Raw genomic sequence first — 20,341 nt, 5'->3', positions numbered from 1 at the left:
GTCAGAAAGGAGGCCGGCGATGAACGCCGTTCGGTTCGCTCAGAACACCCGTATCGTCGAGTTGATGCGGCAGCCCGCGGAAGAGCGGGACCTCGGGTGGCTCAAGGAAGCGGTGCAGCAGGCGATCCAGCTGGAGCTCGCCACCCTCCCCCCGTATCTGTGCGGCATGTGGTCCATCGACTCCACGGCCGGCGGGAACACCCAGGTGTTCCGCACCCTGCGCGCGATCGTCTTCGACGAGATGTCCCATCTCGGGATCGCGTGCAACCTGCTCACCACCATCGGCGGGGAACCCCGCCTCGCCGACGAGGCGCTGGTACCGGCCTACCCCGGCCCGCTGCCCGGCGGAGTGCGGCCGGAACTGAAGGTCTACCTGAGCGGACTGACGCCGGAATCGGTGAAGATGTACGCGAGTATCGAGGAACCCGACGACCCGGTCGTACGGTCGGCCCGCGCGGCGTACACCTCGATCGGTGCCTTCTACACCGCGATCCTCGACACCTTCCGGGCGAACCCGCAGTTCATCACCGGGGCCCGGCAGGTGATCAAGGACATGGAGTTCCACGGTGCGGGGAACAGTCTCGACGCCCTCGACACGTTGGCGGACGTCGAAGCGGCCATCGCCGTCATCAAGGAGCAGGGCGAGGGCACGTCCGTGTCGCCCGAGAACCCGCACCCCGCGGACGCGGGCGAGCTCGCCCACTACTACGCCTTCCTGGAGATCGTGCACGGCCGCAAACTCGTCCACCCCGAGGGCCACCCGGACAAGTGGGACTTCCAGGGCCCCGTGGTCCCGATGCCCCCTGTCCTCCCCATGGGCGTCGTGCCCGACGGAGGCTGGCCGCGGACCGGTCCCGGCGCGCCCGCAGCGGATGTGACAGCCCTCCTGGACAAGGTCAACGGCGTCTACAGCGCCATGCTGGGCTTCCTGGAAAAGACATGGCAGCAGACCGATGCGGACCAGGCCACGGACATGCTGGACGAGGCGATCCGTCAGATGCGCTTGCTCCGGACACCTGCCAGGGACCTGATGAAGCGCCCGATTCCCGGCGGTGCCGGCAAGAACTACGGACCGGAATTCCGCTTCGTGGCACAGTGAAGCCGCCCGGCTCCCGCACGCTCCCCTCGGCCGTCGGTACCCGCCTCGCCCCGGCCGCGCCGGCCCGGGCCCCGGCGCACAGGGCCGCCGTCCGGGCGCTCGAAGCCGCGCCGGATCCGCGTCCGGTCGTCCGCCGCGGTGACCGAGCCTAGGCTGGGAGGGCCGGGGGCTTACGGGGGTGAGGTGGGTGAGCGCGTGGCGGGGTCACTCGGCGAGGGAGCGGCGACGGCGGTGGGTACGTTCCGGTACGTGGGGCGGCGCCGGGAGCTGGAGCTGCTCACGGAGGCGGTCCGGCACCCCCCTGCGGTGGTGCTGATCGAGGGGGAGGCCGGGATCGGGAAGTCGCGGCTGGTGGGTGAGGCCGCGGTGGCGCTGCGGGCGGAGGGCGGCGGGCCGGTGCTCGTCGGGTTCTGCCAGCCGTTGCGCGAGCCCTTTCCGTACGGACCCGTGTCCGACGCGCTGACCAAGGCGGGGCCGTGGCTGCCGGAGAGCGGGCTGCCCGAGGCCGTCGGGGCCCTGGGCCGGCTGTTGCCCGGTCTGGCGGACCGGCTGCCGGCCGCGCCGCCGGGCGCGGGAGGGGAGCAGGCCGAGCGGCTCCGGTTGGTGCACGGTGTGCGCGCGCTGCTCGCGGCGCTCGGGCCGACCGTGCTGATCATCGAGGACATGCACTGGGTCGACGAGGAGACCAGGGACCTGCTCCTGCTGCTCGCCCGTGACATGCCGCCCGAGCTCGGCCTGGTCCTGACCTACCGCGCCGAGGACCTGCCACCGGACACGTCGGTGCTCGGCGCCGCGTACCGGCACCCGGCGGGCGCCGGCGGCGCCGTGATCAGGCTGGGCCCGCTCACGGCGGAGGAGATCCGGGAACTGGCCTCCGCCGCGCTGGGACCGGTCGCCACGCCCGCGCTCGCATCCGCGCTGTACGAGCGGAGCGAGGGCCTGCCGCTGGTCGCCGAGGAGGACCTGCTCACCCTCGCGGAGCAGGGCGGCACGGCCGACCAGCGGGAAGCGGTACGGCGCCTGCGGGACACCGACGTGCCGAAGGGACTGCGGGAGGCGGTCACCGAGCGGCTGGCCGGACTGTCACCGGCCGGGGCGGCGATCGTCGACGCCGCGGCCGTGCTCGCCGTCCCCTCCGCCGAGGCGCTGCTGGCCGCCGTCGCCGGACTGGACGCCGAGACCGGCACCGACGGGCTGATCGAGGCACTGCGCAGCTCCCTGCTCGTCGAGACGGAAGACCACCGGTACGCGTTCCGCCACGTCCTGGCCCAGCAGGTCGCGTACCGGCACATCCCGGCACCACGGCGGAGCCGCCTGCACCGCTCGGCCGTGACGGCGCTCCAGGAGCTGACCCCGCCCCCGCTCGTCCAGATCGCCCACCACACCCTGTCGCTCGGCGACCGCGCCGCGTGGCTGCGCCGGGCCGAGGAGGCCGCCGAGCAGGCCGCCGCCGTCGGCGACCAGGGCACGGCCGCCGCACTGCTCCACCGGATCCTCGACGAGCCCGGACTCGACACCGAGCGCCGCTCCCGCGCGGCCACCTCGCTCGCCCGGATCGCGTACAACGGCGTCGACTTCGCCTCCGCCGCCCGACTGCTGCGCCGCCTCGTGGAGGACCCGCACCTGCCGAGAGCGGTCCGCGGCGAGATCCGCCTGGGACTCGGCCTGCTGCTCCTGAACGAGGCCGCCAACCCGTCGTGGGTACGCGAACTCGAACTCGCGGTCGACGAACTCGCGGAGCGGCCGGTGACGGCGGGCCGGGGCATGCTCGCCCTCGCCCTCGACGAACGCGCCGGGCCCGAATGGTCCGCGCGCTGGATGGAACGGGCCCGGCAGGCACTCGACGCCACCGGCGACGAGGCCCTCCAGGCCGCCTTCCAGGCCACCCGACTCACCCTGTTCAGCTGGCGGGCGGACCACACCCTCTGGCACCTCCTCGACCTGCTGCCCCGGGACACGGACTCCCCGGCCGAGCTCTGGCAGACCGCCCGGGCCCTCCACAACGTCGCCGAGGCGGCCATCGGACTCGGCCACGACGCCCGCGCCGCCGCCCTGGTCGCCGAGAGCCGCCACCAGGGCCGCCGCGCCGGCGCGGTGATCGTCGAGTGCTACGGACGCGTCCTCGAACTGTCCCTGGACACGCTCGCCGGCCGCTGGGACGGCCTCGAAGACCGATTCGACGCGCTGATCACCGCCTATCCGGACATCGGCGTGCCCCACGCGGAGCGCCTGCTCGCCCTGGGCACGATGGCGTTCGCCCGAGGACAGCGCGACCTCGCACAGGAGTGCTTCGACCGTGCGGCGCAGCACGGAGCACGGCAGATCGCCGTGAGCACCGAGCTCCGCGCCACCGCCGGCCTCATGTCCGTCCGGCTGGCCCGAGGAGCCGCCCAGGACGCCTGGGCCGCCGCCGAACCCGCCCTCGCCGTGCTCCGCCGCGCCCAGTCCTGGCCCAAGGCGACCGGACTGCTCCCCCTCGCCGTCGAAGCGGCCCTCGCCTGCGCCGACCGCCCCTCGGCCCAGTGCCTCGTCGACGAGGCACACCAAGGGCTCCAGGGCCGGGACGCACCGGCGGCCGAGGCGGAGATCCACCTGGCCCGCGGGCTCCTCGCCCTCGACGACGCCCCCGCCCGCGCCGCCGAGCACTTCGGGGCCGCCCGACTCGGATGGCTCGACATCGGACGCCCCTACGACGCGGCCCACGCCGGCGAACGCCAAGGCCACGCGCTCGCCCTCGCCGGCCGGCCCGAGGAGGCCACCACCCTCCTGACCTCCGCCGTCGACACCTACACCGCACTCGGCGCCCACGCCGACGTCTCCCGCTGCCGCCAACTCACCCAGGACCTCGGCCTCACCCGTCCCGGCACCCCCGGCCGCCGCGGCTACGGCGACCGCCTCTCACCCCGCGAACGACAAGTCGCGGAACTCCTCGCCGTCGGCGCCACCAACCAGTCCATCGCGGACACCCTCTTCCTGTCGCCCCGCACCGTCGAAAACCACGTCGCCAGCGTGCTGCGCAAGCTCCGCACCACCCGCAAGACCGTGGTGGACGCCCTCACGGAACCCGTCACGGACGACTGACCGAGCCGCCGGCCGGTAGCCGGTAGCCGGGCGCCCTGGCCCTTGTCCGTTGGTGTCCGGGCGCCGCGGCCCTACCCGCCGGTATCCGGGAGACCCGGCCGTACCCCCGCCCCCGCCCGCGTGACCCCGTACCCCCGCCCCCGCGACCCCGTACCCCGGCCGCCGCCCGAGTGGCCCCCGTACCCCCACCCCCGCCCCCGTACCCTGCGTACCCCCGCCGCCGCTCCCTCCCGTGCGTACCCCTAAAGCCGCCACCCCGGATTGTTTCCCGAACGTCCGGCGCCGATCGTGGAGAGCGGGGGAATCCATCCGCAGTCTCGGGAGACCCGATGCCCACCATTCCGCACCTCCGCCAGGCCGTTCTCATCGACGACCGGCCGGGCGACCGCCCGACGCACCGACCGGACTCGTCGTCCGCCGCGCGGCGGACCGCGGGATGCCTGACGGCCGCGACCGCCGCGTCGGTGCCCGCGCTGCGACGGTTCGCGCGGGGGATGGCGGCGCACTGGGGTCTGCCGGCGGGCATAGACGACGCCCTGAGGCTGGTGGTGAGCGAGCTGGTCGGCAACGCGGTGCGGCACAGCGGCGGGCCGGACGTCGCGCTGTTGCTCTCCGTGGACCTCGCGACGCTCAGCGTCGAGGTCAGGGACAACGGCCGCTGGCTGCTGCGCGCGGGCCGTCCCCGCCCCGAGGGGGAGCTCGCCTGCGGCGGACGGGGCCTGGACCTCGTCGAGGCGCACGCGAGGCGCTGCACGGTCGACGTTCGGCCGGGCGGGACGCACGTCATCGCGGAGCTCGCGCTCACGGATTGATCGGGCGGTCGGATTTTTCCGCGGCCCCCGGATGGGTAGGCCCGCCGGTGGTACGTACCCCGTGTACGCATCCCATGTGCGCACCCACGACGGAAGGGACACGGAATGGAAGACGACGGTACGAAGGGGCGACCGGTCACGGCGGCGGAGCTGTTCGACGGCCTGGGGATCGAGTACGAGCGCGCCTTCGTCCGGCTCCCGGCGCAGCTGGCGGCGGTCGAGTGGCTCACCGCACGGCTGGGCGCCGGAGCCAGGGTCCTCGACGTCGGCAGCGGCACCGGACGCCCGGTGGCCGACCTGCTGGCGCGCGCCGGCTGCGACGTGACCGGCATCGACGTCTCCGGTGCGATGGTCGCCCTCGCGAGCGAGCAGGTGCCCGAGGCACGCTTCGAGCAGTGCGACGTCCGTGCCTTCGACCCGCCGGACGGCAGCTTCGACGCCGTGTGCGCCTTCTTCCCGCTGATGATGATGACCCGCGCGGAGGCCGCCACCACTCTCAAGCGCATGGCCGGCTGGCTCGCGCCGGGCGGCTTCCTGGTGACGGCGACCGTGCCCGCCGACGTGGAGGGCGTCGAGATCGTCTGGATGGACCGCACGGTCCGGGTCTCCAGCTTCTCGGTGGACGAGTACGTGCGCCTCCAGCGCGAGGACTGCGGCCTCGACGTCCTCCACCACGCGCTCTCGGTCTTCGCCCCGGACGACGACCGCGCCGCCCCCGAGGACCACCTCTTCACCTACGCCCGCCGCCCGTCGCCCACGGGGGACGGAGAGCCGTCGGTCTGAGTCGCCGCAGTTCTGACGCCTCCTCATGTCCTGAGCCACGAATCAGGAGTTCACGATCCTTGCTCGCGTGTGAACGTGTGAACGTGTGAAGGTGCGGACGTGCGGACGTGCGGACGTGCGGACGTGCGGACGTGCGAGGGTGCGAGCGTGCGGGTCGCGAGCCCGCCTCCTTCGCCCGCCGGGCCGGGTGTGGGACGGTGGGCGTATGCCCGTTCCCGTGATTCTCGACTGCGATCCCGGTCACGACGACGCGTTCAACATCCTGCTGGCCGCCGCGCACCCGGCGGTCGAACTGCTCGCGATCACCACCGTCGCGGGCAACCAGACGGTGGAGAAGACGACGCTCAACGCCCGCCGGGTGTGTTCGGTGGCAGGGATCAGGGGCGTGCCGATCGCGGCGGGTCGAGACCGACCGCTGCGCGGACCGGTCAGGGTCGCCGAGAACATCCACGGGGACTCGGGGCTGGACGGGCCGGGCTTCGCGCAGGGCGAGCCGGACGTGCCGCAGGACGCGCGGGACGCCCTCACCCTCATCCGGGACACGGTGCTCGCGCAGCCGGGGCGGGTGACGTTGGTGCCGACCGGACCGCTCACGAACATCGCGGTCTTCCTGCTGGCCCACCCCGAGCTCGCCGAGCGGATCGAACGGATCGTGCTCATGGGAGGGTCGACGGAGCGCGGAAACACCACGCCCGCGGCCGAGTTCAACATCCTGTGCGATCCGGAGGCGGCGGACATCGTCTTCCGCAGCGGTCTGCCGGTGACGATGTTCGGCCTGAACGCCACCCACCAGGTGCGGGCCACCGCCGACGTCGTCGCCAGGATCGCCGCGCTCGGCACCCCGCTGAGCGCCCTGTGCGTGGACCTGCTCACCTACTTCGCGTCCACCTACCGCGAGGTGTACGGCTTCGACGCGCCCCCGCTGCACGATCCGCTCACCGTCGCCCACCTGATCGACCCGTCGCTGGCGAGCCTGGTGAGGGCCGCGGTGGCGGTGGAGCTGGACGGTACGCACACACGGGGCGCGACCGTGGTGGATCTTCACGGGGTGACGGGACGGCCCGCCGACATCGAGGTCGCGATGCGGGTCGACACGGACGCGTTCTGGGACCTGATCGTGGAGGCCGTGCGCACGTTGGGGGAGTGAGCCCCTGCGCCGATGCCCGGAAGTGCCTGTGCCTGTGCCTGTGCCCGCGGCCGTACCCGTGACTGTGCCCGCGGCCGTACCCGTGACTGTGCCCGTACCTGTGCCCGGACGGGGAGGATCTCCGTCCGGGCACGTCGTCCGGGTGCGGCACGCGGGTGGTCATCCGGGTGCCGCGGTCCGGGGGGTGGGCCTCGTCGCTACGGTTGGCCGTCGAGCCAGCTCAGCTTGTGGCTGTAGAGCACGCGCTGGCAGTAGTCCGTGCCGACGGGGTCGGCGGAGTCACGGTTCGCGGTGCAGTCGGACGCGGACGCGGGGCGGTGTTCGGAGAGGGACCAGAGGCGGTTCGTGCCGCGCTCGATGTAGAGGTCCTCGGCGCCACGGGCGGTTTTGACGGCCTGGCCGTTCTGGACCAGTTGGCCGTTGCTCCACTTGTAGCGCCAGAGGTTGCCGGGTTCGTCGGTGCCCTTCGACTCGTTCACGTAGAGCGTGCCGGCGGTGGCTGCCGCGCCCTGTGCGCCGCCGTTGGTCAGGGGCAGGTAGTTGGCCCAGCCTTCGGCGGTCACGTCGGCGGAGCGTCCCTCGAGGTCGGCGACGGGGTACGAGGCGATGCGGCCGGTGGAGGGGTAGCCGGACTCGGGGCGGCAGTACTCGCCCATGAGCAGGCGGTCGGGGGTGGTGCTGCGGTCGAGGGAGATGTACGAGGCCTTGGGGGCGCCGGTGGAGACGCACGCGTAGGAGCCCGTGGGGTTGCTCTGCGTCGCCTTGAACTTCCAGGCGGCCACCTGCGGCATCACGTAGCGGTATCCGAAGCTGTACCAGACGTTGTCGTGCCGGCCGACCTTGGTCTTGTCCTGGACGTTGGCGGTGGTCGCCACGCCGTCGGTGTCGGAGCCCATCGCGTCGTGCGTGGCGGGGTCGCCGTCCGGGTCCAGGTCCATGATGTAGCGCATGTCGAAGACGCGCAGGCCGTTGCGGGTGTCGGCGACGTAGAGGTAGTTGCCGTACCAGACGATGCCGCCGGCGTGGACGCCCTTCTGGATCGGGTACTCGGAGGCGTGCAGGCCGTCGAAGGAGACGTGGTCGGCCGAGTTGATGTACGTCCAACCCAGCAGGACGTGGCGGTACTTGACCTCGGGGCTGCCGGTGGCCGGATTGGTCCGGCTCTGCACGAAGGTGATCCGGACGCCCTTCTGGTTGCAGGCGTCGTCGGCCTCCAGCTCCGCGGCGGTGCAGTCGCCGGTGGCCGGGTTGGGGTCGGTCTCACGGCCGGGGTCCCAGCCGTCGTACGAGGCGAACAGCTGGATGTTCCCGGCGGTGCCCCACAGTTCGTTGTCCTTGGCGTCGGAGACACCGGTGAATCCCTGCGGCACCCATTCGCGCGAGATGGAGTCGTCGCTCTGCAGGCAGTACTTGATGTCGGGGTTCGGCGCCGTGCCGAACGGGTCGCGGGAACACCACGGCTCCACCGTGCGGTTGGCCCCCACCAGCAGGTTCTGCACCCCCGACTTCGGAAGCACCGAGTCCAGGCGCGTGACCCGCGTGGTGGTCTCGCCGTTCAGCGCACCCGGCGACATCGTGAAGTCGCCGGGCGAGGCGGCGCCGCCGGGTGACGTCCACCCGGTGGCCGCGAACGGGGAGGGGGCGGCCTCCGCCGCCAGCGGCTCCTGGACCGAGGAGTCCGAGACGTCCCGAGGGGCGTCCTCGGCCTGGGCCGGAGCCACGAGACCGGTGAACGCGAGCGACGCCGCGGCCGCCGTCGTGAGCCAGGCGCGACGTATTCGCCTTGCGCGCATGTGAGTTGCCTCCGTTGCTCCTGTGTCGGACGAGTCGAACGGAGAGTTCCAGAACGCCGGAACGAAGCGCAACCATGATCGACAGTGTGGCAAGGGCAGTGGTGGGAGCGGTAGTTGGTGCCGTTTTCGGGTGAATGGCCCCGCACGGAAGCGTGTGTGTCCGGAGGGCGGAGTGATCGCGAGGGCGCCTGTTTGATGGTGGCTCGGTGCAAGACCTCCCGCGGATCCGCACACGATGTACACGGCAGACGGCACCCGGCACCACCACCCGGCACCCGCCACCCGGCAGGCGGCGTCATGGACGGAGGCCGGTCGCCCGGCGGTCCGGCGGCCCGCGGACTTCGCCGCCCGCACGCGAACGGGTACGGCGTCCGCCGGGGGCCAAGTGGGTCCCCCTGCCGTCGACTCCCGGACAAGGTGACCGGGAGTCGGTCACAAGGACACCGGGCGGAGGTATCTTCCAGGGCGTGGTCAGTGACGAAGAGCATCGCGACGAGCCGGTCGGACAGGTGTCGGCGGGGGTGTTCCCCGGTGGTGCCGAGCTCTTCGGGCTCGACGAGCGGACGGCCCACCTCAACCACGGTTCCTTCGGGGCCGTCCCCTTGCCGGTCGCCCGGGTGCAGCGGCGGCTCGCGGACGAGGCGGCGGGCGACCCGGACGCCTTCTTCCTGGGCGTCGCGGACCGGCTCGCCGCCGCGAGGGTCCGGATCGCCGCGCGCCTGGGGGCGGACCCCGAGGGAATGGCGCTCGTGGCGAACGCGACGGAGGCGGCGCATCTGGCTCTGGACGCGCTCGGACTGAGCCCCGACGACGAGGTGCTGGTCACCGACCACGGCTACGGGACGGTGGTCGCGGCCGCCGCGCGCCGGGCCCGGCTCGTGACCGTCCCCATCGACCCGGCGTTGCCGGACGAGGACGCGGTGCGGGAGGCGGTGCTCGCCGCCGTGACGCCCCGTACGAGGGTCGCGGTGCTCGACCAGATCACGTCGCCCACCGCGCGGATCGTCGCCGGGCCGGGGCTCCTTGCCGCCCTCGCCGAGCGCGGGGTGACCACCGTCGTGGACGGTGCCCACGCGCCCGGCATGCTCGCCGACCCGCTGGCCGGCCGGCCGGACGTGTGGTTCGGCAACCTGCACAAGTGGGGGTTCGCGCCTCCGGGCTCCGCAGTCCTCGCCGTCGCGCCCGCGCTCAGGGACCGGGTGCCCGCGCCCGTACCGTCCTGGGAGGACCACCGCGGATTCCCCCGCGCCCTGGAATTCCGGGCCACCGTCGACTACACCGGCGTGCTCGCCGCGCCGGAGGGCCTCGACCTGATCGCCGCGCTCGGTCCGGAGCGGGTACGCGCCCACAACAGCGCCCTCGCGGCCCACGGCGCCGAGCTGCTGGCCGAACTGCCCGGCGTCACCCCGCTGCCGGCCGACGACCGCCTCGCCCTGCGGGCACTCCGACTTCCCGCCCGGTTCGCCCGGACCAAACAGGAGGCGGAGGCCCTGCGCGAGGAGATCATGCTCCGACTCGGCTGCCGCGTCCTCGTCTGGCCGTGGCCGGACGGCGGCGGCATCCGCGTCTGCGGCCAGATCTACAACCACCCCGGCGAGTACGAGCGCCTCGCCCGGGGCCTGAGGTCCCTCCTGGACGGCGCCTGACGCCGCTGAACGGGGAACCCACCCGCTCCGGTTCGGAGAGCCGTCGGACCAGGCCGGTCGTTCGGGGAGGGTGCGTGGAGGTTCGGAGGCCTAGATGATCTCCTGTCAGGGGCACGTGGTAGGACTGTCTGGGCCGGTCGAAGCGACCGGCGGGAACGTCACCACGGACGGGGGAACACAGCGTGGCGGTCACGGTTCCGGACTGGGCGGACACTCTTCTCGATCTGATCGGTGTGGCCTGGCCGAATGTCGACGAGGACGCGTACCGCGAGATGGCGGACGCGCTCCGGGAGTTCGCGGACGACCTGGAGGACGACGGGCAGCTCGCGAACAACCACGTCGAGCGGCTGCTGTCCTCGGGCCAGGGCGAGTCGATGGACGCGCTCAACGAGCACTGGGCGAAGGTCAAGTCCAAGCACATCAAGGACATCTCCGGGGCGGCCCGCACGATCGCGGGGGCCCTGGACACGGCGGCCGGCGTGATCGAGGGCATGAAGCTCGCGGCGCTGGTGCAGCTCGGCTACCTCGCCACCGAGGCGGGCATCGCGATCTCGCTGATCCCGGTCACCGGCGGTCTGTCGGCGCTGATCGGCGCGGGCGCGATGCGGGCCACGCAGGAGGTGATCAAGCGGCTGATCAAGGAGTGCGTGGAGGAGGCCGTCGGCTACGTCGTGGCGGCGATGACCGAGCCGGCCGTGGCGGCCCTGGAAGGCATGGCGGCGGATCTGGTCGTGCAGCTGGGCGCGATGGCGATCGGCCTGCAGGACGGGGTGGACCTCGACCAGACCAAGGACGCGGGCAAGGACGGCTTCAAGGACGGGGTGCAGTCCGGCAAGGAGGCCATGCACCTGGCCTCGGCGGGCAGCGGGGCGAAGGGTCCCGGCAGTGGTCTGAAGAACCTCCACATCGAGCATGCCGAGCACACCCACGCCTCCACCCAGCTCAACTCCGTCAGCGTCAGCATCCACGGCAAGACGGCGGGAAAGCTCGGCAAGGCGAGGACCGCGCACGGCCGCACCCGGGGCCGCGACTCGATCGCCGACGCGATCGACCCGATCGCCGACAAGGCGCTCGAAGCCCTCACCAAGGCCGCGAAGAGCATGGGCGACCACGTCGGCACGACGCTCCCCAAGGTCGTCAAGCAGATCTCCGTCGACCACAAGAACACCGACGACAACCTCCGCGACCGGTTCGCCCGCCAGCGCAAGGGCGACCACGACGACGGCGGCAAGGGGAACGGGGCGCCGCGCAAGGACCGCGGCGACGACGTGCGGACGCGGCCCAACTCCGTCACGGACGCCAAGGACGACCCGCGCGCCCACGGCGTCTCCCTGGACAAGACGGTCTGCAAGAACGACCCCGTCGACGTCGCCACGGGCAAGATGCTGCTGCCCCAGACGGACCTCACCCTGCCCGGCGTCCTGCCGCTCGTCCTGCGCCGCACCCACGTCTCCAGCTACCGCTACGGCCGGTGGTTCGGCCGTAGTTGGGCCGCCACCCTGGACGAGCGGATCGAGGTCGACGCCTCGGGCGGCGGCGCTATCTGGGCCCGCGAGGACGGTGCGGTACTGATCTTCCCCCGGCTGCCCCGCCCGGGCGACGACCGGGTCATGCCCGTGGAGGGCGACCGCCTGCCGCTGCGCCACGGAGGCGTGTCGGGCGACGAGACGTCGTACGAGGTCCACGATCCGCACAGCGGCCAGGTCCGCGTATACACCGGCAGCCCCTACCGGAGTTCCACCGCCTACTGGCTGGCCGCGATCGAGGACCGCAACGGCAACCGGATCGAGTTCTCGCGCCGCTCCGACGGCGCGCCGACCGCCGTCACGCACTCGGGCGGCTACGTCCTCCAGATATCGGCCGACGACTCGCGTGTCACCGGCCTCGCCGTCCGCGGGCCCGGCGAGCCGTCCGCGGTGGTGGGCTACGCCTACTCCCCGTCGGGCGACCTCACCCGGCTGACCGGCCCCGAGGGCCCCGGCGGCCCGGCCATGACGTTCACGTACGACGGCGACAGCCGGATCACGTCGTGGACCGACCGCAACGCCACCACGTTCCGGTACGTGTACGACGGCGAGGGCCGGGTCTCCGGCACGGTCGGCCCCGACGGCATCCTCTCCTCGCGGTTCGCCTACGACGTCCACCCGGAGACCGGGCACCGGATCACGCGGTACACCGACTCCACGGGCGCCACCACGACCCTGGTCCTCGACGACCGGCTCCAGGTCGTCGCCGAGACCGACCCCCTCGGCCACACCACCCACCTCACCTGGGACCCGTACGACCGCCCGCTCAGCCGCACCGACCCGCTCGGCCACACCACCGAACTCACCTGGGACGAGGCGGGGAACCTCGTCGAGGTGCGGCTGCCCGACGGCAGCACGGCGACGGCACGCTACGACGAGCGCAACCTCCCCCTCGAAGTGATCGCCGCCGACGGCACGGCATGGCGGCAGACCTTCGACGAGCTCGGCAACTGCACCTCCACCGAAGGCGCCGACGGCGCGGTCACCCGCTTCACCCACGACCCCACGGGCGCCGTCGCCTCCGTCCGCGACCCGCTCGGCGCGACCCTCCGCATCCGCTCCGACCGGGCCGGACTCCCGCTGGAGATCACCGGGACCGACGGCGGGGTGGCCACCGTGGAGCGCGACCACCGCGGCCGGCCCCTCGTCATCACCGATCCGTCCGGCGGACGCGAGGAGTTCTCCTGGGACCACGACGACCGGCTGCGGTACCGGACCGCGGCCGACGGGACCCGGGAATCCTGGTCCTGGGACCCGGAGGGCAACTGCCTGGCGTACACCGACGCCGCCGGCGGTGTCTGGACCACCGAGTACGGCCCCTTCGACAAGCCCGTCGCCCGCCTCGCGCCCGACGGGGCCCGCCACGAACTGCGCTACGACACCGAACTGCGGCTGCTCCGGGTCACCGACCCCCTCGGCCACGACTGGCACTACCGCTACGACGCGGCCGGACGGCTGGAGGCCGAGACCGACTTCGACGGCCGGCAGCTCTCCTACGGCTACGACGCCGCGAACCGCCTGACCACCCGCACCACACCCCTCGGCCGGACCGTCGGCTACGCCTGGGACGCCATGGACCGCCTGGTGGCGCGAAACGCCGACGGCGAAGTGACCCACTACGCCTACGACCGCTCCGGCGCGCTCGTCGAGGCCCGCACCGCCACCTCCACGCTCACCGTGGAACGCGACGCGCTCGGCCGGCCCCTCGCCGAGACCGTCGACGGGCGCACCCTCCGCCACTCCTACGACACCGCGGGACGCCGCGTCACGCGCACCACCCCGACCGGCGCGATCAGCCAACTCCTCTACGACGCGGCGGGGGACCGGGTCGCCCTGATCACCGGCGGCCACGCGCTCACCTTCACCCACGACCCCCTCGGCCGCGAACTCACCCGCAGCTGGGGCGCCCCGGGGGCCGCCACCACGCTCACCACCGACTGGGACCGCATCGGCCGACCGGTCGGCCAGACGCTGTCCGCGCCCGGTTCACCGGACCCCGTGCGCGCCCGCGACTACGCCTACCGCGCCGACGGCTACCCGGTCACCCTGGGCGAGACCACCGGAGGCCGGGCCCGCCGGGACAAGCGCGTCACCCTCGACCCGGTGGGCCGACCGCTGTCCGTCGAGGCACCCGACTGGGTCGAGCGGTACGCGTACGACGCCGCGGGCAACCAGACGTCGGCCGAGTGGCCCGACGCCGCAGGACACACCGAGGCCCGCGGCCCGCGCCGGTACGAGGGAGCCCACCTCGTCGCCGCGGGCGGCGTCCACTACGAGCACGACGCCGCCGGCCGGGTCGTCCTGCGCCGCCGCACCCGCCTGTCCCGCAAGCCCGACGTGTGGCGCTACGCCTACGACGCCGAGGACCGCCTTGTCGCGTGCACCACGCCCGACGGCACCCAGTGGACCTACGCGTACGACCCGCTGGGCCGCCGCAGCGCCAAGCACCGGATGGCCGCCGACGGCACCACGGTCGTCGAGACGATCCGCTTCACCTGGGACGGCCCCCTCCTCGTCGAGCAGTACGACGAGACGGCCGGCACCATCCTCACCTGGGAGTACGAGGGACACCGGCCGCTGGCCCAGTACGAGCGCAGGCCGCTGGGCGACGACGAGGTCGACGCGCGCTTCTTCGCCGTCGTCACCGACCTGGTCGGCACCCCCACCGAACTGGTCTCCACCGAAGGGGAGACGGCCTGGCGCAGCCGGTCGACCACCTGGGGTGCCACGGGATGGAACACGGCGGCCACCGCCTACACCCCGCTGCGCTTCCCCGGGCAGTACGCCGACCCCGAGACCGGCCTCCACTCCAGCTACTTCCGGCACTACGACCCCGACACCGCGCGCTTCACCAGCCCGGACCCGCTGGGCCTCGCCCCGGCGCCCAACCCCTCGACGTACGTGGTCAATCCGTGGGTGTGGACCGACCCCCTCGGCCTGGCGCCCAAGCGTTGCCAGATGGACGCCTACGATTGGGACGGCTCGATCCGGTACGGCCGGCTCGACCACCTGGGCAGGCCCACCGGCGTGTACGCCTGCCTGCGGCCCGAGATCGTCGACGCGAAGAAGGGCACGGAGGCGGGCAAGCTCAAGCCGCCGGGCTGGCGCGGCGACGGCACCGCCTTCAACGAGGCCCGCGGCCACCTCCTCGCCGACCGGCTCGGCGGCGCGGGCAAGGGGCGCATGGCCTGGCACAACCTCGTCACCCAGACCCAGACCCCGACCAACTCGCCCGACCAGCGCGACCAGGTGGAGCAGGTCATCTTCGACCAGGTGACGAAGAACAAGGAGGTCGTGCAGTACCACATCAAGCCGATCTACGAGGGCTCCAACCCGATCCCGATCAGGCTGGAGTTCACGGCGTTCGGCAACAAGGGCTTCTCCTTCACCCACAGTCTGGAGAATCCGGCCGCGGGCGTCCGGACCGCGGTACCAGGCCTATAGCATCGCAAACCGAACCGCCCCTGGAGGATCCGCGCATGACCCGCACCACGCCCCCGCGCCCCGTCGACATCGAAGCGGTGTTCCCCGCGCTCGCCCGGTACCGCCGGACGGCGACGCGACTGCACCCACGGCAGGGCGCGGCGAAGCCGGAGGAAAGCTCGGTGGCGGGGCCGCTCCTGTGGCCCGCCGACGAGCCGTGGCCGGTGTGCACCGCCGTGCACCCGAAGGGCACCGGACACCTGCTGTCGGACGTACGGCTCCGCCGGCGCATCCAGGACGAGGCCCGCGGGCGGGAGTTCACCGACGAGGAGCGGCGGCTCCTCGACGGGATGACCGCGGGGACGCACGTCCCCGAGCTCCGCGACGAGGACCCGCTGCCCCTCCTCGCCGTCGCCCAGCTCCGCACCCGGGACGTGCCGGACCTCGTCGGCCCCGAGGGGCACGACCTCCTCCAGGTGTTCTGGTGCCCCTTCGAGGTCCACGGCCCGGAGCGGACCATCGCCGTGGAACTGCGCTGGCGCCGCTCGGCCGACGTCGGCGCGGTCCTCGCCCCGCAGCCCGAACCGCCGGTCGCGGGGCGCGAGGAGTGCGTCCCCACCTCCTGCGTCGTCCACCCGGAGCAGGTCGTCGAGCACGAGTACCTCGGCCTCCTCGGGGAGGAGCTCCAGGAGGAGATCGACGAGTGGGAGGAGGGCCTCCTCGACGACGACGACGAGGACGACGAGGACGCGTACGACTCCTCCTCGCCCGCGAGTTACGCCACGTACGAGGAGTACGAGGCCGCCATGGCAGCCGCCCGCGCCCAGGAGCCCGAAGAGATCGACTACATGAGCGACCTCTCCATCGCCCCGGGCTGGAAGGTCGGCGGCTTCGCGTCCTGGCACCTGACGGACCCGCGTCCCGTGGACTGCCCCACCTGCGGCACGCCGATGCCCCCGCTGCTCACCGTCGCCACCGTGGAGTGCGACGGCGCCTCCCGGAGCTGGCTCCCGGTCGAGGACCGCGGCGCGGCGGACGACCCCCGGGTGATCGACCCGGTCGGCGTCTACCTCGGACGGGGCCTCATGCGCGTTCACACCTGCCCGGCCGACCCGGCCCACCCGCACCGGCTCAGCTTCCAGTAGGCCGAACGGCTCCGGGGCCAGCCGCTATCCCGCCGTGGTGCGTACCAGCGGGTTGTGGCCGATCGCGTTGGCGACGGAGAAGCTGACCGCGTCCGGGCGGTAGCGGTCGTCGGACCACTCGACCGGGCGGCCGTCGTGGGTGGTGGTGACACGCCGGACCCGGAGGAGGGGGCTGGTGCGGCGGACGGCGAGGAGGCCGGCGTCCCGGGCACCGGCCGCGACGGCGTCGATGACGTGCTCGCCGTGCGCGAAGACCAGGCCGGTGTCGTCGTAGAGGCGCTGGGTGACGGAGGCGCACCCGGGGTCGATGGTCTCGACGGCGGGGGAGATCCAGTCGGCGTAGACGGTGCGCTCGACGAGCACCGGCTCGCCGTCCAGGCCGCGCACGCGCAGCACGTTGAGCACCCGCGTGCCCAGGGCGAGGTGGAGCCGGGTGGCGTCCTCGGCGGTGGCCGGACGGTACTCCTGGGCGACCACCCGGCCGGTGGCGGTGCGGCCGTTGGCCTGGGCCCACTGGGCGAAGCTGCGCAGCTCGGCGAAGCTCTGGCTGCGGCGCGGGGCGAGGACGACGCGGCGGGCGCCCTGACGGGAGCCGATGAGGCCCTCCGCGGTGAGCGCGGCGACGGCCTGGCGGACGGTGCCGCGCGAGACGCCGTACCGGGCGGCGAGCTCGGTCTCGGCCGGCAGGTGGGCGCCGACCGGGTAGTCCTCGCGGTGGATCGCCCGCCGGAGCTCCGCGGCGATCTGCTCGTGGCGCGCGGTCATCGTTCCCCCTGGACTGCTGCGGTTCCTTCGACTGCTGTGTGCAGTGCGTCCAGCCTAGACCAGTGCTCAAGTGGCCGAAAACAAGCGTGATTGTGCAGGGAATGGCGGTGATCCGTTCTGCCGTCGTTCACCTTCAGGTCATCAACGCCCGGCGTACTGAGGCCAACTTGTTCAGACAAGTTGTCGCCCCCCGATCACCTGGAGAAGCTGCCCGTCCCCGCGACCCTCCCGAGAAACACCGTCATCGGCGGCTCCCTCGCCGTCGTCGCCGCGCTCGCCCTCACCGCCTGCGGAGCGGCCCCCGAGGCCACCGGCACCGACGGCAAGAACGCCGCCACCGCCACCTCCGCCGCCGACTTCGGCGGCCTGGACGCCCTCGCCGCCGCGGCCAAGAAGGAAGGCACGCTGCACGCCATCGCGCTGCCGCGCGACTGGGCCAACTACGGCGCCCTCATCGACGGTTTCCAGAAGAAGTACGGCATCAAGGTCGAGGTCGAGAACCCCGACGCCTCCAGCCAGGACGAGCTGAACGCCGTCACCTCCCGCAAGGGCCAGGACCGCGCCCCCGACGTCCTCGACCTCGGCAGCAGCTTCGCCCTCAGCGGCGCCCAGCAGGGCCTCTTCGCCCCGTACAAGGTGACCGCCTGGAACGACATCCGGGCCAGAAGGACCCGAAGGGCCGCTGGTACAACGACTACGGCGGCTACGTCTCCATCGGCTGCGACGCCAAGCGCGTCAAGAACTGCCCCACCACCTTCAAGGACCTCCTCAAGCCCGAGTACAAGGGCCAGGTGCCCTCAACGGCAACCCCACCAAGTCCGGCTCCGCCTTCGGCGGCGTCTACGCGGCGGCCCTCGCCAACGGCGGCTCCTTCGACGACATCCAGCCCGGCCTCGACTTCTTCGCCGCACTGAAGAAGAACGGCAACTACACGCCCGTCGAGTCCACCCCCGCCACCGTCGAGAAGGGCGAGACGCCCCTCTCCATCGACTGGGACTACCTCAACGCCGGCTACGCCGAGGAGTTCAAGTCCAAGGGCCTCGACTGGAAGGTCGCCGTCCCCGCCGACGGCCGCTACGCCCAGTACTACTCGCAGGCCGTCAACAAGGACGCCCCGCACCCGGCCGCCGCCCGCCTCTGGCAGGAGTACCTGTACAGCGCCGAGGGCCAGAACCTGTGGCTCAACGGCTTCGCCCGCCCCGTCCTGATGCCCGCCCTCGACAAGGCCGGCACCCTCGACAAGGACGCCGCCGGCCGGCTGCCCGCCGTCACCGGCGTCCCGGCCTTCCCCGCCGAGGCCCAGCAGGCCAAGGCCAAGACGACGCTCGCCCAGGGCTGGGGCAAGGCCGTCACCGGATGACGACCGACACCCCGCCGAGGGACACAGCGATGAGTGACACCCTCACGGCGACCGCCGCCGCCGGGCCCGAAATGGCCCGGCGGGGGCGGCCCCGCCGCGCCCCCGCCTGGCTCGCCGCCGTCCCGCTGCTCGCCTTCACCGCGATCGCCTTCGGCATCCCCGCCCTCGCCATCGTCGGCGGCGCCCTCACCGTGGACGACCCGGCCACCGGCGCGGCCACGTACGGCACCGCCAACCTCGCCGCCTCCGTCCACGGCGCCTACCTCACGGCCCTCATCGGCAGCGTCAAGCTCTCCGCGACCGCCGCCGGCCTCGCCGTGCTGCTCGGACTGCCGCTCGCCCAGGCCGTCGTCACCTCCCGCTCCCGCGCCCTGCGCGAGGCCGTGCTCACCGCCTCCGGCGTCCTCGCCAACTTCGGCGGTGTACCACTCGCCTTCGCGTTCGTCGCCACCCTCGGCAACTCCGGAGTCCTCACCACCCGGCTCGGCCTCGCCGACCACGGCTGGAGCCTCTACAGCTTCTGGGGCCTCGTCATCGTCTACCTCTACTTCCTGATCCCGCTGATGGTCCTGACCATCACCCCCGCCCTCGACGGGCTGCGCGGCCAGTGGCGCGAAGCAGCCCGCAACAACGGCGCCACCGCCCTCCAGTACTGGCGGCACGTCGCCCTGCCCGTGCTGCTGCCCAGCCTGCTCGGCGGCCTCGTGCTGCTGTTCGGCAGCGCCTTCGCCGCCTACGCCACCGCCGCCGCGATGGTCGGCAGCGCCGTCCCCCTCGTCACCCTGCAGATCTCCGACGCCCTCTCCGGCAACGTCCTCGTCGGCCAGGAGAACGTGGCGCTCGCCCTCAGCCTCGACATGATCGTCATCGCCGGGCTCGTCATGGCCGTCTATCTGCCCCTGCAACGCCGGAGCACGCGATGGCTCGCCTGAACCGATCCCCCTCCCCGTGGCGGTGGGCCGCCCTCGGCCTCGCCGGCCTGTACTTCCTGGTGTCGCTGGCCGCCTCCGTCGTCTTCACCGTCGACGTGCCCGGCCAGGGCCTCACCTTCGACGCGTACACGAAGATCCTCACCACCGACGGCTTCGTCACCAGCCTGCTGCTGTCCCTCGGGCTCGCCGCCGTCACCATCGCCGTCGTCCTGCTCCTCATGGTGCCCGCCATGGTCGCCCTGCGGCTCGGCGCGCCCCGGCTGCGGCCGGTCGTCGAGGCGGTGTGCTCGCTGCCGCTCGTGGTACCGCCCATCGCCTTCGTCGCCGGGCTCGGCACCGTCCTCAAGTGGGGCCCCGAGCACCTCTCGCGGACCCCGCTGTTCCAGACCTTCGTGGCCCTGCAGAACCCCGACTTCCCGGTCGTGCTCGTCCTCGCGTACGTGGTGATGGCCCTGCCCTTCGTCCACCGGGCACTCGACGCCGGGCTCGCCGCGATCGACGTCCGCACCCTCGTCGAGGCCGCCCGCAGCTGCGGAGCCGGCCGCGTCCAGGCCCTCGTGAGCGCCGTCCTGCCCAACCTGCGCGGCGCGCTGATGAACGCGTCCTTCCTCACCCTGGCCCTGGTCCTCGGCGAGTACACGGTCGCCCAACTGCTCGGCTTCCGGCCGTTCGCCGTCTGGATCGTCAACATCTCCGGGTCGCAGGCCCAGATGTCCGTCGCCGTGTCCGTGCTCAGCCTGCTCGTCACCTGGCTGCTGCTGCTCGCCCTCGCCGGCGCGGGCGGGCGCCGCCGTACCCGTACCTCCGAGGCATGACCTCCAGTCCTGAC

Annotated in this window: 12 protein-coding genes and 1 pseudogene; 11 read left to right on the top strand and 2 right to left on the bottom strand. The window is 72.9% G+C overall.

The features are described 5' to 3' along the window. Positions 1-19: 19 nt before the first annotated feature. From MRBLMG1_RS19185 to MRBLMG1_RS19165, 5 genes are all read left to right on the top strand, one after another. Positions 20-1,099 carry a ferritin-like domain-containing protein gene (locus tag MRBLMG1_RS19185; protein WP_367825284.1) on the top strand — a complete coding sequence of 360 codons (1,080 nt, stop codon included), beginning with the start codon at positions 20-22 and terminating at the stop codon, positions 1,097-1,099. A 195-nt stretch (positions 1,100-1,294) separates the two neighbouring features. Beyond that, positions 1,295-4,180, top strand: a complete 2,886-nt coding sequence (locus tag MRBLMG1_RS19180; RefSeq protein WP_367825283.1) for a helix-turn-helix transcriptional regulator — start codon at positions 1,295-1,297, stop codon at positions 4,178-4,180. A gap of 329 nt (positions 4,181-4,509) precedes the next feature. Further along, positions 4,510-4,992, top strand: coding sequence for an ATP-binding protein (locus MRBLMG1_RS19175; protein ID WP_367825282.1), 483 nt, complete (start codon positions 4,510-4,512; stop codon positions 4,990-4,992). Between the two features lie 105 nt (positions 4,993-5,097). After that, positions 5,098-5,775, top strand: coding sequence for a class I SAM-dependent methyltransferase (locus MRBLMG1_RS19170; RefSeq protein WP_367825281.1), 678 nt, complete (start codon positions 5,098-5,100; stop codon positions 5,773-5,775). 205 nt (positions 5,776-5,980) lie between these two features. Next, positions 5,981-6,922: a nucleoside hydrolase gene (locus MRBLMG1_RS19165; protein ID WP_367825280.1), complete on the top strand. Its 942-nt coding sequence runs from the start codon at positions 5,981-5,983 to the stop codon at positions 6,920-6,922. 197 nt (positions 6,923-7,119) lie between these two features. Here MRBLMG1_RS19165 and MRBLMG1_RS19160 read toward each other — a convergent pair whose 3' ends face one another. After that, entirely contained in the window at positions 7,120-8,715 is a 1,596-nt protein-coding gene (locus MRBLMG1_RS19160; RefSeq protein ID WP_367825279.1) for a hypothetical protein, read from the bottom strand. Between the two features lie 467 nt (positions 8,716-9,182). Between MRBLMG1_RS19160 and MRBLMG1_RS19155 the strand changes: the two genes are divergently transcribed. The 3 genes from MRBLMG1_RS19155 (at position 9,183) to MRBLMG1_RS19145 (ending at position 16,455) form a co-directional block, all read left to right on the top strand. Continuing rightward, the gene (locus MRBLMG1_RS19155; RefSeq protein ID WP_367825278.1) at positions 9,183-10,361 is read left to right on the top strand and encodes an aminotransferase class V-fold PLP-dependent enzyme; all 1,179 of its coding nucleotides are present in this window, start codon (positions 9,183-9,185) and stop codon (positions 10,359-10,361) included. Positions 10,362-10,543: 182 nt separating this feature from the next. Beyond that, positions 10,544-15,331: a DUF6531 domain-containing protein gene (locus MRBLMG1_RS19150; RefSeq protein ID WP_367825277.1), complete on the top strand. Its 4,788-nt coding sequence runs from the start codon at positions 10,544-10,546 to the stop codon at positions 15,329-15,331. A 35-nt stretch (positions 15,332-15,366) separates the two neighbouring features. Then, a complete protein-coding gene (locus MRBLMG1_RS19145; protein WP_367825276.1) occupies positions 15,367-16,455 on the top strand; it encodes a hypothetical protein in 1,089 nt (362 codons plus the stop codon). A 24-nt stretch (positions 16,456-16,479) separates the two neighbouring features. Here the strand turns inward: MRBLMG1_RS19145 and MRBLMG1_RS19140 are convergent, their stop codons facing one another. After that, positions 16,480-17,220, bottom strand: coding sequence for a GntR family transcriptional regulator (locus tag MRBLMG1_RS19140; RefSeq protein ID WP_367825275.1), 741 nt, complete (start codon positions 17,218-17,220; stop codon positions 16,480-16,482). Between the two features lie 207 nt (positions 17,221-17,427). Between MRBLMG1_RS19140 and MRBLMG1_RS19135 the strand changes: the two are divergent. The 3 genes and pseudogenes from MRBLMG1_RS19135 to MRBLMG1_RS19125 all read left to right on the top strand — a co-directional run bounded on the left by MRBLMG1_RS19135 (position 17,428) and on the right by MRBLMG1_RS19125 (position 20,327). After that, positions 17,428-18,580 (top strand): annotated as a pseudogene (locus tag MRBLMG1_RS19135) (ABC transporter substrate-binding protein). Positions 18,581-18,609: 29 nt separating this feature from the next. After that, positions 18,610-19,512: an ABC transporter permease gene (locus MRBLMG1_RS19130; protein ID WP_367825274.1), complete on the top strand. Its 903-nt coding sequence runs from the start codon at positions 18,610-18,612 to the stop codon at positions 19,510-19,512. Next, positions 19,500-20,327 carry an ABC transporter permease gene (locus MRBLMG1_RS19125; RefSeq protein ID WP_367825273.1) on the top strand — a complete coding sequence of 276 codons (828 nt, stop codon included), beginning with the start codon at positions 19,500-19,502 and terminating at the stop codon, positions 20,325-20,327. Before MRBLMG1_RS19130 ends, MRBLMG1_RS19125 begins: the two co-directional genes overlap by 13 nt. The last annotated feature ends 14 nt before the right edge of the window (positions 20,328-20,341 follow it).

It is taken from the genome of Streptomyces sp. LMG1-1-1.1, assembly GCF_040815545.1.
Lineage (GTDB): Bacteria > Actinomycetota > Actinomycetes > Streptomycetales > Streptomycetaceae > Streptomyces.
This window is presented reverse-complemented; position numbering and strand designations above follow the sequence as displayed.

Coding starts and splice junctions, on each gene's coding strand:
- MRBLMG1_RS19185 (WP_367825284.1), top strand. CDS start 20: ATGAACGCCGTTCGGTTCGCTCAGAACACCCGTATCGTCGAGTTGATG.
- MRBLMG1_RS19175 (WP_367825282.1), top strand. CDS start 4,510: ATGCCCACCATTCCGCACCTCCGCCAGGCCGTTCTCATCGACGACCGG.
- MRBLMG1_RS19170 (WP_367825281.1), top strand. CDS start 5,098: ATGGAAGACGACGGTACGAAGGGGCGACCGGTCACGGCGGCGGAGCTG.
- MRBLMG1_RS19165 (WP_367825280.1), top strand. CDS start 5,981: ATGCCCGTTCCCGTGATTCTCGACTGCGATCCCGGTCACGACGACGCG.
- MRBLMG1_RS19160 (WP_367825279.1), bottom strand. CDS start 8,715: ATGCGCGCAAGGCGAATACGTCGCGCCTGGCTCACGACGGCGGCCGCG.
- MRBLMG1_RS19145 (WP_367825276.1), top strand. CDS start 15,367: ATGACCCGCACCACGCCCCCGCGCCCCGTCGACATCGAAGCGGTGTTC.
- MRBLMG1_RS19140 (WP_367825275.1), bottom strand. CDS start 17,220: ATGACCGCGCGCCACGAGCAGATCGCCGCGGAGCTCCGGCGGGCGATC.
- MRBLMG1_RS19130 (WP_367825274.1), top strand. CDS start 18,610: ATGAGTGACACCCTCACGGCGACCGCCGCCGCCGGGCCCGAAATGGCC.
- MRBLMG1_RS19125 (WP_367825273.1), top strand. CDS start 19,500: ATGGCTCGCCTGAACCGATCCCCCTCCCCGTGGCGGTGGGCCGCCCTC.